The following is a 14935-nucleotide window of genomic DNA, read 5'->3' as shown; positions in this document are numbered from 1 at the left end:
GTATTTCATTATATCTTTTCCAACAATTTATGACCATTATAAATGGTAATATTTATATACTTCATCGAAAAGAAACCATAGGCATTCAGTATTACCTTCAAGGATCAACGAATTGAATACTAATTATGAAAGAAAACAAATACACCAAAGAAAAAATCGAGCTCTCGTGAATTGACGAGAGCTCGATTTTTTTATGCGACAAAGCGATGCATCGCTATCATCTTTATATATAGCTAACTCTCATTAAGCTTATAAAGATATATGATCGCTTCTATAATTAAGTCTTTTATATTGATATTAATTAGGAGTACTCCTATTCAAAGAGAGAAATTTCATTATTTCGCCGATTCTATCCGTCAGGGACTCCAATATACTTCAACTTCACAAGATTGCTCTCGTATCGCTTCGTTATCCTTTTTGTGTGCGTGTAGCAGGTAGCTTGGCTTCTCCATTCATCATCATCAAAATATCGGAAACTCCCCCTCTACTACCCTCACTCTGTAACGTTCTATCGTTCACATAACACGTCCCTGACCTTCAGTGACGAATGGTGTCAACTCGATCTATCACGGCTTGTCACAACTCTCCTACGCCCTCATAAAGCCATCTGACAGCTTCACACAACTCTAATAAAATCTATATTTTAAATGGACTAGCTCTCGAGAATGAACATACAGAAAAGCCCTATAGATCAACCTTTACTCATTGAATTGTTTCCTTGTATTCTTTGATAATCTTGTAGAATGAGTTCTTTTTCAGCTTTAAGATTCCCATAAACTGAACACCTGACAATTCTTTAGATTCCCAAGCTTCATAGTTAGCTTCCAAGTCTGCTCTTTGTTGCTTTGTCAAAGTATTAAGGTCTAATTGCGGTCTACCTAAATGCTTTCCATTAGCTTTGGCAACCGCAATGCCCTCCTTCTGGCGCTGTAACATTTTTTTACGCTCTTGTTCAGCTACATAAGCCAACAAAGAAAGAAATTGGTCTTCCATTAGCTTTCCCATGTCGCCCATTGTCTTGAACTTTCTACTATCAAAAAGCTCTCGATTTTCTAAAATCACAATATCAGCGTTCAAATTACGAGTAATATATTGCCACTCTGATTTGATTTCATCATAGTTCCGTCCTAAACGGTCTAAAGCGTCAATGTAAATCAAATCCCCTTCTCGAATGACGCTCTTTAAAGCTTGGTACTGTGGACGTTCAAAGTTCCTCCCACTTGCTTTATCAACGAATATGTCACGCTCCTCTACTCCTAACTCTAACATCTTAATATCTTGACGCTCTAGGTTCTGTCCTTTGTCACTGACACGAACATAGCCGAAAACTTTTGTGTTTGTCATGTTGATTCCCCGCTATCCGTTTATTAAAGTTATAGTTATATAATAAACGTTTATAAAATAAAAACAATATCTTTACAAACTATATTTCGGTTGTTTACGGATAGTTGCTAAAGGCATACGTTTATAAACCTTTTTTTAAAAAAAAGCCCCTAGAGTGTCTGGTCAAGACCCCATTTAGTGGACATTGAAAAAACACCTAGGCTGTAAACTGGCGTCGGTACTCTACCGGCGTCAGTTTATTTAATTTCCGCTGTGGTCGCTTTCGGTTGTAAAATCGTATGTATTTTTCAATTCTCCTTTGTGCCTCCGCCAGATTTCGGATATTATATGGATAGAGCCCTTCCGTTTTAAGATGCGAGAAGAAGCTCTCCATGGAGGCGTTGTCTAGGCAATTGCCCCGACGAGACATGCTAATTTGGGCGCTAACCTTTGGCAGCATGTCGTGGTACGCATGAGACGTGTACTGGAACCCTTGGTCGCTGTGAACGACCAATCCAGTCACGTCTTTTTGCTTGGCAAACGCTTTGGCGAATGTCTGTAGAACTAATTCGTTGTCATTACGCTCACTCAGCTGGTATGCCACAATCTCGTTGTTGAATAAGTCCTTCACTGCTGAGAGGTACAGCCAACGCTCGCCCACCCGGTATTGGGTTATATCCGTTACCCATTTTTGGTTTGGCTTTTCAGCCGTAAAGTTACGCTTAAGCAGATTCTCCGCTACACGTTCTGCGGTCTTGTATGCCATGTTGAATTGGCGTTTCTTGCGTATGCTAGCTTGGAATCTAAGTTCTAGCATGAGACGCAGTACCTTTTTGTGATTCATCCACACACCGTGATCTTGCCACAGAAATAGTTGGGTTTGTCGGTAACCATACTTCCCTTCGTAGCGTTTGTACACTCTGCGGATCAGCCGTTTGTCTTCAGCATCTCGGTCGTTCCCTTTACGCTTTAAATAGGCGTAATAGCCACTTCTAGAAACACTAAAAAATTGGCACATTTCAGTTATTTGTCCGGATTTGACGGCTTGTTCGATAATGGCAAATCGTTCTTTCTTACCTCCTTCATCCAGATTTCCAAGCACTTTTTTAGCAATTCATTCTCCCGTTTTAATTTTTGGACATAGCGATCTTGATTCAAATATTCTTCGCGTCTCCCTCGCTGATCTAATAATCCAAACTCACCTAATTCCCGATATTTTCGCATCCACCTCTTTACACGATCCTTATCTTGAATCTCGAAGTGCTCCGTGATTTGCCTGTATGTCCATTTTTCCTCAACATGAAGGCGAATCGCCTCTTTTTTGACTTCGTCTGAATATGATTTAAACTTTTGACCTTTCTTTGCCATAAAAAATGCACCCCCAAGAATTTATCGGAATAACCAAGGGGTTTTTCCAATGTCTATTCTAAGGGGTGCACTTCAGTCTCATGGGCTTTTCATTCTTTCTTATATAAATTTTATTTTTAGTGTTATGAAACTTGCTTATGGGGGCATGGTTTACAGTTTCAAACAAGTACTACCTATAAATAATTGCCCCATCACATACACTCATTTTTACAGTGAGTAAATTTTGCGATACGATAGCTTACAGAGTTCAGTCATTTCCCAGCAAATAACTAAAATCCTCGTTCTTGTTTGACTGTTTTTGTCGGCTTCTTCTGTAGACTTCCTCATAATTGTCAGAGTGGTTGTACATATCTTGCATAGCACTTTCATTTATTGCGTTATAAACCAATGTTATTTGTTTTTCATTACTAATGGTAATCTGTGCTTTACTAAGCAAACTATCCATCCGTTGTTTCCCCGAGAGGCTGTTGGAAATTGCCTTGATTCTTTTTCCCGCGTGAGTCTTTAGTACTGAACAATCAGTGGTCAAGTACACAATCATATCATCTACGTTCACAAACTTTTCTGTAAACCAGTTATGTTGTCGCTTTTCTCTTGATTCTTTTTCAGACGCACTAGATTGAAGTCGGGTGTTTTTGTCTTTTTGAGGACTTCGTTCTGGAGCAGTTGGTTTCCTGTAATATTTATTAGTTTTTTGTCGAATCTCTCCAGAAGGTTCGGTGTAGTAGTCACCTCGGTGTTTTGATAAAAGACCCGACGTAGTACATTCATTAATAACGTTGATAGCGGTTTGACGACTCACGCCTAAAATACTTGCCCACTCAGAAAACGAAATATCATAGTCAATTTTACTACGCCAATCATGATAAATTAATGCTCTTAGGACTAAAACTGATGTTGCACAACTAAATAAGTCGTCTGTTACAGCTGTGTAACCTGCGTAAGAAGAACCCCTACTGAAAACACGTTCTTTATAAATCTGATGTTCGAGTTCTAACACAGTAATTTCTAATAGCGTATCATTTTTAAGAGTACTTTCTCGATAACTTAGTTCAACGTATCCTTTTGAATGTAAACTATCAATCGCAGACTTAATACGCTTCTTCCCGCGTGATGGATTCGTCGTGTCTAGTAACATCATTGCGTGTAACAATTCAATATTGAGATGGGCTACGAGCGGGTTCCTTGCTGAAACTAAAGTGCCGATATAGTAGAAAACTAATAGCTCATCATTAGTGGCAAAGAATTCTGTCTCAAATGCAAACATTCTCATTGGTATGGGAACAAAAGGTTGGTTCAAAATAAAATCTCTCCTTATTTTCGCACCATCACCCTCCAGATTAATGTTTTATTATGTTATATGTTTTATTTTCTTTATATGGTATCTACAGTCTAGAAGATGTACGTATGCGTACATGATTTTTTGATGAATGTGTTACTACATGTACAGAGTTATACTTAAATTTAATACCTGTCTGTATAAATCTGTACACAATCCTCCTTTCATATCTGTTTTCACATGGTAACAAATTAAAAGAAACCCGAAAACTCCTTTTAAAAAATTCCAGAATCAATGTTCTACCTTACATTCATTCTGAGTAATGACATAATTTAAGTAGCCCTTGCCATCTGAACATCATGATAAACTAATCCCCTGCATCTCCGCTTATTTATAGTTGTCTTTTATAACTCTCGATGTTTTTCAAGAAGAACAATAAGTTTTAGCAACTTCCCTAAAGGGTCTGATTAAATAGCTCAGTATAAATTACACACAAATCAGTACTTTCTTTGGCATTTATGTAATTCTTTTACATTTTTTGAAGACGAACGGGTATAATACTTCTGATACCACACGAGAAGTAATGAAGGGATGGAAAAAATGTATATAATGAATAGAAAACTAAAATGGAGAAATCTGTCGATTACGCAAGAGAACGTAGGTGAATACCTTCAAGACCTTTACGATGAAACAAAAGGTCAATATATTACTCAAGGGGTATCTTTTAATAAGGATGATCCTTACCAAATGGGCTTGCTCCGTTTGGCATTGTTAGAGCCACAATCCTTCAGCGGTTTTTGCAAGCATTTGTTGGCGAAACACTTTAAATCCGAAGGTAAAACCATTAAAGAAATGTCACTAAGCCGAAAACATTAATAGTACGTGTATCATTACTAAATCGAATCCTATATGAAACAATTGCCGTAGACGTTAATCGCTCTTACCATCTTAAAGGCAATTGTTCTATCGACTCTGTATATCGCATTGATCTTCATAATGTAACAAGTTAAAGAACTAATCAACAAAATTAGTCTACTGATGACTTTCACTATAATTTAAAATGAACTAATTATAAACGGGCAACCATCTAGGGGATCATACCCAATGATTGCCCGTTTATTAAATACACTCATCAACGCTTACTAATATAGTCGCTCCTAAACCCTCTGTTTTCAAATTAGTTTAAGCTCCTCCATGTTGAGTATGTGAAGCACACATCCGCTTCCAGACACTCAATTTCGACTCGTATGGAATCCTACGCTCTGGGGGAGTATCACTTTCTAATTTCCAGAACAATCTTTAGAATGCATCCTCGCGAGTACTACCAGCCTTTTGGAAGTAATGTCATCTTCCCCATAGCTAGCCTTACACTTCGAGATGTCACCATTGCTCATTCCCCCTATTCATGAACTTCTCATACTGCTCACGAACATCAGCGGCATCCTGATTAACGTAGCGATTGACCATTTCCATTGATGAGTGTCCAAGTAATCGACGCAATGAAAACGGATCACCTGTTGCCTTTATATAACGAGTCGCAAACGTATGTCGGAACGTGTGAGGACTTATGCGAACACCTGAAATTTTAGCCTTCTTACCAATGAAGCTGATGCATCTAGTTGCCCAATTCTTATCTAAGGGTTGACCAAACTCGTTAAGGAACAAATTTGGCGCTTGTCCGTTGATCTCATGCCAAGCAAGATAAATAACCAATAGCTCTTGTGTCCTTGCTCCAAAATACACTGTCCTTGCTTTTCTAGTTTTAGCTGATTCAGCCCGAACAGATGCGGAACGATTTTGCAGATCAATCTCATCCACCAAAATCCTCATACATTCGCCAATACGCACCCCTGTATCAAGCAGGAATGACATTAACAGAGCATCGCGTAGTCCAGTAACAGTGGTTAATTCACAGCAATTGAACAACTTTCTTTCCTGTGCTTTCGAAATAATTTGAAAGTCTTCTTCAGGTACTCTTAGTAGTTCTACATTGTTGAACGGAGATTCTTTTATGATTCCCTCACTCATAGCCCAATTGAACATTGCCTTAACTGTTCGCAGTCTGATGTTTATTGTGGATGGCTTGAGTTTTTGCACCGTCAACATATGAGAAATCCATGAACGAATCACATCACGGTTCGGTACAAAGTTATCAAGACCGCTGTACTCTGATGCCAAGAAACGGCGAAACCAGTTAATGTGCTTCCTATAGTCTTCTAAGGTGCGTTCTGCCGCTCCTGCGGCTTGCCTTGCGGCATAGTAGCGGTTAAACAGCTTACTCAAAGCCAAAGTCTCTTGTGGAGCTTTTTCAGCTTCCCGTGGTGTGGAGCGGGGCGTTTCTAAGACCGAAGGAGTTAGGCGGTCTAAAAGCCGCTGAGGTATGTCTAAATTATTCTTTCTTTGCCCGCGTTTATGCGGTGTTTTTCCGTTGTTTGAACTCATATCGAGTACCTCCCGTTAGGTTTTCCTCTAACGGTCACTAACACAAAAAAACGCACTAGACCGTTGTTCAACAGTCAAGTGCGTTTCTGTCATAATCGCCACAATAGCTTATGTGACAATGGATATGTTTATGTATGGCGGAGAGGATGGGATTCGAACCCATGTGGAGTTGCCCCCTAACGGTTTTCAAGACCGCCCCGTTATGACCGCTTCGGTACCTCTCCAAGTGGTAAAACAATAACAATCGTGTGCATTAGTTATTGTACCACAGGACAAACATTATTAGCAAGTTATTTCTTTTGTTCAATTACACTTACATTTCTCATATATGGACGAAGCACTTCAGGAATGACTACACTGCCGTCAGCCTGTTGATAATTCTCCAGTATTGCAGCTACAGTTCTACCTACAGCTAGACCCGATCCATTCAAAGTGTGGACAAATTCTGGCTTCGCTTTCGGCTCTGGACGGTAACGAATATTAGCACGGCGAGCTTGGAAGTCACCAATGTTGGAACATGAAGAAATTTCACGGTACACGCCACTCTCAGGAAGCCAAACTTCCAGATCGTACGTCTTCATCGAGCCAAATCCCATGTCGCCTGTGCACAGCACAAGAACGCGATAAGGAAGCTCTAGAAGCTGAAGAACACGCTCTGCATCAATCGTCATTTTCTCCAGTTCATCAAAAGAGGATTCTGGGTGGACAATCTTCACCATTTCAACCTTATTGAATTGGTGTTGACGAATCAGACCGCGTGTATCGCGTCCCGCAGCTCCAGCCTCTGAACGGAAGCATGAGCTATAAGCTACGTACTTCTTCGGAAGATCCTCTGGATTCAAAATTTCTTCACGATGATAATTCGTCACTGGAACCTCAGCCGTTGGGATCAGATAATAATCAGAATCACACAGCTTAAAGAGATCCTCTTCAAACTTAGGAAGCTGGCCCGTACCATATAGGCTGTCCCGGTTGACGATATAAGGAGGCAACATTTCTTCATAACCGTGATCACTGTGAAGATCCATCATAAAGTTAATCAATGCACGCTCAAGACGAGCACCTAAACCTTTATAGAACGTAAACCGTGATCCAGTTACCTTCGCACCAGCTTCAAAATCCAAAATATCGAGAGATTGTGCGATATCCCAATGCGCTTTTGGTTCAAAATCAAACTTTCTTGGTTCCGACCAACGACGAAGTTCTACATTTTCTTCTTCCGATGCCCCAATAGGTACACTTTCGTGAGGAATATTCGGAATCGCCAAAGTGAGCTCGGATATTTGACTCTCCAGCTCTCGCACTTCTTCATCCATACCTTTAATCTTGTCAGAAACCTCTCGCATCTCCAAGATCAGATCATCAGCATTCTCACGATTTTTTTTCAGCTTAGCCACTTCGGCCGACACTGTGTTGCGTCGGTTCTTCAGACTTTCGCTCTCCTGCAACAGCTCACGACGACGTGCATCAAGCTTCGGAAAGTCCGCGATCAAATCAAGCGATTTTCCGCGATTTTTCAATGCTTCTTCTACACGATCATACTCACTGCGCAATATTTTTACGTCTAACACAGGAAACCCTCCTAAGTAAAACATCCATCGGTGTAACTAGTTCAAATTCATTCATTCTTTATATTTTATTGAAAAACCGAGAAAAAAACAAACTTGACCCTTAAAATAAGAGTCAAGATGCTTTTTCCAAAGTGAATTTACAGTTTTTCCGTTAGGGCTGCTTCCTTCACCATCTCAACAAAATACTGATGAAGCCGATAATCATCCGTTAGCTCCGGATGATATGATGCAACAAGCAAGTTCCCCTGCCGTGCAGTCACTATCTCTTCATTATACGTTGAAAGCACATCAACGCCCTTACCGACCTCCAGAATCAGTGGAGCCCGAATAAATACAGCGCGGATTGGCTCTTCAATTCCTTTAATAACAAGCTTGGTCTCAAAACTCTCCCGCTGGCGACCAAAGGCGTTACGCGCAACCTTGATATCCATCAGACCCAAATGCGCCTCTTCCCCGCTAGCGATTTCTTTCGCCAGAACAATAAGACCCGCACATGTACCGAATAAAGGTTTACCGCCTGCAGAGAAATCACGAATCGCATCAATAAAACCATACTTACGCATCAGCTTACCGATCGTCGTGCTCTCACCGCCCGGAATGATCAATCCATCGATTGATTCCAGTTGCTCTACCCGTTTAATCGAGATGCCTTCTGCGCCAGCCGAGTTAATGCTGCGGATATGTTCAGCAACTGCACCTTGAAGTGCCAGGACTCCGATTCTCATGCTGACCCTTCTCTCTTACCAGCCGCGGTCCGACATACGCTCGGATGGTGACAGCTTGGAGATTTCGATGCCTTTCATTGGGGCACCCAAGTTTTTGGATACTTCAGCGATCAATTTATAATCATCATAATGAGTGGTAGCTTCTACAATTGCGCGAGCAAATTTCTCAGGGTTGTCCGATTTGAAAATACCAGAACCCACGAATACACCATCTGCACCTAAATGCATCATGAGAGCTGCATCTGCTGGAGTTGCAACTCCACCTGCTGCGAAGTTAACAACAGGAAGCTTCCCATCTGCTTGAACACCTTTCAGGAGGTCGTAGGATACGCCTAGGTTCTTCGCTTCAGCGAACAGCTCGTCTTTGGACATGTTTTGTACTTTGCGGATCTGACTGTTGATGAAACGCATATGACGAACAGCTTCTACAATGTTACCTGTTCCTGGTTCGCCTTTTGTACGGATCATGGATGCACCTTCACCGATACGACGAAGAGCTTCACCCAAGTCTTTAGCGCCACAAACGAATGGTACGGTGAAGTTCCATTTATCAATATGGAATACTTCATCAGCTGGTGTCAAAACTTCGCTCTCATCAAGGTAGTCCACACCAAGCGATTCCAAGACTTTAGCTTCCACATAATGGCCAATACGAGCTTTAGCCATAACTGGAATAGATACGACTTTCATCACTTCTTCAACGATAGTTGGATCTGCCATACGAGCAACCCCACCAGCCGCACGGATATCAGAAGGAACACGTTCAAGTGCCATAACTGCTGTTGCTCCAGCTGCCTCAGCAATTTTTGCTTGCTCCGCGTTCATGACGTCCATAATGACGCCACCTTTTTGCATTTCCGCCATACCTCTTTTTACAGTAGCTGTTCCCGTTTCCATATCCCCTAGCCTCCCGAAAATGTCGCATTATCTTATTTATAATACAAACTATCAATCTAACTTGTAATTCTACCGTACAAGAAATAAATAGGCAACCCATTTACTCGGGATTTAATTCATATTAGAAAAGATTCTTAATAGATTCGAACAAATCCACGAAAAACTGCTGAATAGCCCGTAAGAAAAGCTTGAACCAGCCAGCTTTCTCTGTGTCCTCATAGGTTACAAGGTCTACTGTTGCTTTCTGAACGTTCTTCATTCCTTCAATTTCGTAGGTGTAAGTTACCGTACCCACTTTTGTACCTTTTTTAACTGGAGCCGTCAAGCTTGTGCTATCCAGTTTAGCCTCAAACTTCAGATTGCTTCCATCCGAGCCCTTTGGCAACATAAAGCTGACGTCTTTATTCGTAACGAGCTTAACCTTTGTATCTTTACCTTTCTTAACATCGATTGTCTCTACACCCTCAACTACAGTGTTCGCATCAACAACCTTCTTAATTTCAAAGTTGTTAAATCCATAGTCTAATAGTTTACGAGTCTCGGTGAATCGCGAAGCCTTCGTCTCTGCTCCCATTACTACACTGATGAGGCGCATACCATCACGTTTTGCCGTACCAGCGAAGGTGTTGAGCGCTTCCTCTGTAAAGCCTGTTTTCATACCATCCAGACCTTCATAAGCAAAAGAACGGAAGTTGGTTACATCCTTGTTAGCTTCGAGCATCCAGTTCAAGTTTACGATTGGATCTTTGTCACGCTCACGGAACTTATAAGATTGAATCGTTGTATATTTCGAAAATTCAGGATGTTCTTCAACGATAAATTTAACCAATTTTGCTGTATCCATTGCAGACATCACTGTTTCTTCTTCAGTAGCCGGTCTGTAATTCTTAGGCATTAACGAACGCGGCAAACCAGTTGCATTGATAAAATGAGCAGTCTTCATGCCCATTCGCTTCGCGTTATCGTTCATAATCTTCACGAATTCTTCCTCAGAGCCAGCAATTTGTTCAGCCAATGCTACAGCAGCATCATTAGCAGAACCGACCGCCATAGCTATGTATAGCTCCTCTACCGTATGCTGATCGCCTTCCGCTAAGAATATCTTGGAACCACCACTGCTAGCTGCATTTTCTTTTACAGTGACGACCGTATCCCAGCTCAAGTTTCCTTGCTTAATCTCATGCTGAACGATGTACTCTGTCATCATTTTTGTCATACTCGCAGGTGGTAGTGCATTATCGGAATTAAGGGATAGTAACACTTGCCCCGTAGTAGGTTCCATAAGTACCGCCGACCTAACTTGCAATCCTAGCGTATCCATCGCCGGGACTTTATCCTTCTTAGCTGATTTATCTTTCGCTGACGTTGTTGTTTTTGTTGTTGCCTCTTGTTTATCTGCAGTAGCTACAGTTGATGATTCAGCGAATGCCATAACGGCAGGCACGGCAGAGAAGCATAATATATTCATAAGCATGACTGATGCTATCGTTCTTTGTACAATTGGACGTTTCTTAGATTTAGCTAACTTGAATTTCAAATGAAATAGCTCCCCTCATTACTCACTAAGTCGATTGCTTGTTCTATTCTATCACAGGGGGGTTATCAAAAAAAGACAAGCCCGACACATTTAAGTGGGCTTGTCTTTTTCAAGAGGGCTAAATCATACAGAATGGCTCTCTAATGGTAACTTCTTAGGTTGATAAATATCTCCTTACTATATGAAGGACGTGATGATATTCATGTTAAAAATTCTAACGGTCTTACAACGAATAGTTTGGCGCTTCTTTTGTAATCTGAATATCATGCGGATGACTTTCACGAAGTCCTGCACCAGAAATACGGATGAATTGTGTATCTGTAGCAAGTTCCTTCAGGTTTGCAGTACCGCAATAACCCATACCTGAACGCAATCCACCGATTAGTTGGTGAATCGTATCTGCCAAAGGTCCTTTATATGCCACACGGCCTTCAATTCCTTCTGGCACAAGCTTCTTGTCATCATCCTGGAAGTAACGGTCTTTACTACCTTGCTTCATAGCTGCGAGGGAACCCATACCACGGTATGCTTTAAAGCGACGTCCTTGGTAAATTTCAGCTTCACCTGGGCTTTCTTCTGTTCCAGCAAACATGCTTCCGAGCATAACTGCACTTGCTCCTGCAGCAATTGCCTTAGTGATTTCGCCAGAGTATTTAATACCGCCATCTGCGATAATTGGAATGTTGTACTCTCTAGCTACATTAGCACAATCATAGATTGCCGTAACTTGTGGTACACCGATACCTGCAATAACGCGAGTTGTACAAATCGATCCTGGACCGATACCAACTTTTACAACCGATGCCCCTGCCTCGATAAGCTCTCTAGTTGCATCGCCTGTAGCTACGTTACCAGCGACAATAGTCAACTCTGGATACAGTTCACGCAATTTTCGTACTGCTTCGATAATGTTAATGTGATGACCATGAGCAGAGTCAACAGTGATCAGGTCAACCCCTGCTTTTACCAACGCTTCAGCACGATCAAATGTATCCTTCGAGATACCGATAGCCGCTCCGACTAGCAGACGACCTTGAGCATCTTTAGCAGCATTCGGGAATTGAATTGCCTTCTCAATATCTTTAATGGTAATAAGCCCTTTTAGGACATTATTCTCATCTACTAATGGAAGCTTCTCGATTTTATGTTTTTGCAACAGTGTCTCCGCTTCTTCAAGCGTAGTTCCAACTGGTGCAGTTACCAAGTTCTCGCTCGTCATTACTTCTCTGATCGCAATGCTGTAATCATGAACAAAACGCAGATCACGGTTTGTCAAAATACCGATCAATTTGTTCTGATCGTCTACAATCGGAACGCCTGAGATCCGGAATTTGGACATTACATTCTCTGCATCGGATACTAAATGATCAGCTTTTAAGGAGAATGGGTTCGTAATTACGCCACTTTCAGAGCGTTTAACACGATCAACTTCCTCAGCTTGCTGTTCTAAACTCATATTTTTATGAATAATGCCGATTCCGCCTTCTCTAGCAATAGCAATTGCCAAAGGAGCCTCTGTAACTGTATCCATTCCTGCGCTCATCAATGGAATATTCAGTTTCACATGCTCACTCAATCTGGTTGATACATCCACTTCTTTGGGAAGAACCACCGATTTTCTAGGAACCAACAATACATCGTCAAAAGTGAAGCCTTCCTTACTAAACTTATCTTCCCACACCTGGGTTATTCCTCCTTTTTGTCGTCTTCCGGCGGACTTCAAAATACGGTCAGAGCTGGACTGGACGTCATTTTCATGATTATTTTCAAAAATATATTATTGCCATCTTAGCAAAGCCCCTATGGGCTGTCAAGGAAAGAATAGCTCCTTGTACAGAGCGCCTAAAACGGCTCTGTGCAAGAGAATCCGTCTCCCGTGAATGGACATTCTTTATATTTTTCCCCGGAAAAAGCCAAAGCATCCATTATAAATCTACAAAAAAACCACTATCGATTGCTCGATAGTGGTTTCTCTGGTTGTTCGCTTGGCGACGTCCTACTCTCCCGGGACCCTTCGGTCCAAGTACCATCGGCGCTGGAAGGCTTAACGGTCGTGTTCGGGATGGGTACGCGTGGAACCCTTCCGCTATCGCCACCAAACGGTTCAAGTGTTTGATCACTTGAAAACTAGATACGAAACTTGAATTTGCGAACTTGCATTGTTCCTGAAAGTCTTGCTCCGTTGCAAAGCGTATCGCTTCCGAAGCTAGTTTTCTTTCAGAAAACTTGTAGGATAAGCCCTCGACCGATTAGTATTGGTCAGCTCCATGCATTGCTGCACTTCCACCTCCAACCTATCTACCTCGTCGTCTTCAAGGGGTCTTACTAATTGGGAAATCTCATCTTGAGGGGGGCTTCACGCTTAGATGCTTTCAGCGCTTATCCCGTCCATACGTAGCTACCCAGCCATGCTCCTGGCGGAACAACTGGTGCACCAGCGGTATGTCCATCCCGGTCCTCTCGTACTAAGGACAGCTCCTCTCAAATTTCCTACGCCCACGACAGATAGGGACCGAACTGTCTCACGACGTTCTGAACCCAGCTCGCGTACCGCTTTAATGGGCGAACAGCCCAACCCTTGGGACCTACTTCAGCCCCAGGATGCGATGAGCCGACATCGAGGTGCCAAACCTCCCCGTCGATGTGGACTCTTGGGGGAGATAAGCCTGTTATCCCCAGGGTAGCTTTTATCCGTTGAGCGATGGCCCTTCCATGCGGTACCACCGGATCACTAAGCCCGACTTTCGTCCCTGCTCGACTTGTAGGTCTCGCAGTCAAGCTCCCTTATGCCTTTGCACTCTTCGAATGATTTCCAACCATTCTGAGGGAACCTTGGGGCGCCTCCGTTACTCTTTAGGAGGCGACCGCCCCAGTCAAACTGCCCACCAGACACTGTCCCCGCACCGGTTCACGGTACTAGGTTAGAACCTAGATACGATCAGGGTGGTATCCCAACGGCGCCTCCACAGAAGCTTGCGCTCCTGTTTCTTAGGCTCCCACCTATCCTGTACAGATCGTACCCAAATCCAATATCAAGCTGCAGTAAAGCTCCATGGGGTCTTTCCGTCTTGTCGCGGGTAACCTGCATCTTCACAGGTATTAAAATTTCACCGGATCTCTCGTTGAGACAGCGCCCAAATCGTTACGCCATTCGTGCGGGTCAGAATTTACCTGACAAGGAATTTCGCTACCTTAGGACCGTTATAGTTACGGCCGCCGTTTACTGGGGCTTCGGTTCATAGCTTCGGATTGCTCCTAACCACTCCCCTTAACCTTCCAGCACCGGGCAGGCGTCAGCCCGTATACTTCGCCTTACGGCTTCGCACAGACCTGTGTTTTTGTTAAACAGTCGCTTGGGCCTTTTCACTGCGGCCCCCTCGTGCTATTCACACTACCGGGGCACCCCTTCTCCCGAAGTTACGGGGTCATTTTGCCGAGTTCCTTAACGAGAGTTCTTCCGCGCGCCTTAGAATTCTCTTCTCGCCTACCTGTGTCGGTTTGCGGTACGGGCACCTTCACCTGACTAGAGGCTTTTCTTGGCAGTGTGAGATCATGACCTTCGCTACTATAATTTTCACTCCCCATCACAGCCCAGCCTTAACGATGTGCGGATTTGCCTACACATCAGCCTCACTGCTTGGACGGACATCCATCAGTCCGCGTCACTACCCTCCTGCGTCACCCCATCGTTCATAACGGTTTACGGTGGTACAGGAATTTCAACCTGTTGTCCTTCGATTACGCCTTTCGGCCTCACCTTAGGTCCCGACTTACCCTGAGCGGACGAACCTTC

The 14935-nt window shown here is 42.8% G+C and carries 11 protein-coding genes, 1 tRNA gene and 2 rRNA genes (1 of these 14 running past the window's edge); 1 reads left to right on the top strand and 13 read right to left on the bottom strand.

Annotation, left to right across the window (positions count from 1 at the left end):
• Positions 1-702: 702 nt before the first annotated feature.
• The 4 genes from ACK8P5_RS00465 to ACK8P5_RS00450 form a co-directional block, all read right to left on the bottom strand.
• On the bottom strand, positions 703-1344 hold the full coding sequence (locus tag ACK8P5_RS00465; RefSeq protein WP_422659059.1) for a recombinase family protein: 642 nt from the start codon (positions 1342-1344) through the stop codon (positions 703-705).
• Between the two features lie 196 nt (positions 1345-1540).
• Positions 1541-2425, bottom strand: coding sequence for an IS3 family transposase (locus ACK8P5_RS00460; RefSeq protein WP_422659058.1), 885 nt, complete (start codon positions 2423-2425; stop codon positions 1541-1543).
• Positions 2347-2691, bottom strand: a complete 345-nt coding sequence (locus ACK8P5_RS00455; RefSeq protein ID WP_422659057.1) for a transposase — start codon at positions 2689-2691, stop codon at positions 2347-2349. Before ACK8P5_RS00455 ends, ACK8P5_RS00460 begins: the two co-directional genes overlap by 79 nt.
• 247 nt (positions 2692-2938) lie before the next feature.
• Positions 2939-3991: a hypothetical protein gene (locus ACK8P5_RS00450; protein ID WP_422659056.1), complete on the bottom strand. Its 1053-nt coding sequence runs from the start codon at positions 3989-3991 to the stop codon at positions 2939-2941.
• A 588-nt stretch (positions 3992-4579) separates the two neighbouring features.
• Between ACK8P5_RS00450 and ACK8P5_RS00445 the strand changes: the two genes are divergently transcribed.
• Positions 4580-4846, top strand: a complete 267-nt coding sequence (locus ACK8P5_RS00445) for a hypothetical protein (protein ID WP_422659055.1) — start codon at positions 4580-4582, stop codon at positions 4844-4846.
• A gap of 504 nt (positions 4847-5350) precedes the next feature.
• On the opposite strand, the gene ACK8P5_RS00440 is transcribed toward ACK8P5_RS00445, so the two are convergent.
• The 9 genes from ACK8P5_RS00440 to ACK8P5_RS00400 form a co-directional block, all read right to left on the bottom strand.
• On the bottom strand, positions 5351-6412 hold the full coding sequence (locus ACK8P5_RS00440) for a tyrosine-type recombinase/integrase (protein WP_422659054.1): 1062 nt from the start codon (positions 6410-6412) through the stop codon (positions 5351-5353).
• A 135-nt stretch (positions 6413-6547) separates the two neighbouring features.
• Positions 6548-6636, bottom strand: a tRNA-Ser gene (locus tag ACK8P5_RS00435).
• A gap of 66 nt (positions 6637-6702) precedes the next feature.
• Positions 6703-7983, bottom strand: a complete 1281-nt coding sequence (serS, locus tag ACK8P5_RS00430; protein WP_422659053.1) for a serine--tRNA ligase — start codon at positions 7981-7983, stop codon at positions 6703-6705.
• Positions 7984-8120: 137 nt separating this feature from the next.
• Positions 8121-8708, bottom strand: coding sequence for a pyridoxal 5'-phosphate synthase glutaminase subunit PdxT (pdxT, locus tag ACK8P5_RS00425; RefSeq protein ID WP_422659052.1), 588 nt, complete (start codon positions 8706-8708; stop codon positions 8121-8123).
• Between the two features lie 15 nt (positions 8709-8723).
• Entirely contained in the window at positions 8724-9605 is an 882-nt protein-coding gene (pdxS, locus tag ACK8P5_RS00420) for a pyridoxal 5'-phosphate synthase lyase subunit PdxS (RefSeq protein ID WP_422659051.1), read from the bottom strand.
• Positions 9606-9726: 121 nt separating this feature from the next.
• Positions 9727-11142: a D-alanyl-D-alanine carboxypeptidase family protein gene (locus tag ACK8P5_RS00415; RefSeq protein WP_422659050.1), complete on the bottom strand. Its 1416-nt coding sequence runs from the start codon at positions 11140-11142 to the stop codon at positions 9727-9729.
• A gap of 223 nt (positions 11143-11365) precedes the next feature.
• Positions 11366-12823, bottom strand: coding sequence for an IMP dehydrogenase (gene guaB, locus ACK8P5_RS00410; protein WP_422659049.1), 1458 nt, complete (start codon positions 12821-12823; stop codon positions 11366-11368).
• Positions 12824-13125: 302 nt separating this feature from the next.
• Positions 13126-13242 (bottom strand): 5S ribosomal RNA (rrf, locus tag ACK8P5_RS00405).
• 129 nt (positions 13243-13371) lie between these two features.
• A 23S ribosomal RNA gene (locus tag ACK8P5_RS00400) occupies positions 13372-14935 on the bottom strand; it runs 1364 nt beyond the window's last position.

It is taken from the genome of Paenibacillus sp. EC2-1 (assembly GCF_049311625.1).
In the GTDB taxonomy this organism is placed as follows: domain Bacteria; phylum Bacillota; class Bacilli; order Paenibacillales; family Paenibacillaceae; genus Paenibacillus_AQ.
This window is presented reverse-complemented; position numbering and strand designations above follow the sequence as displayed.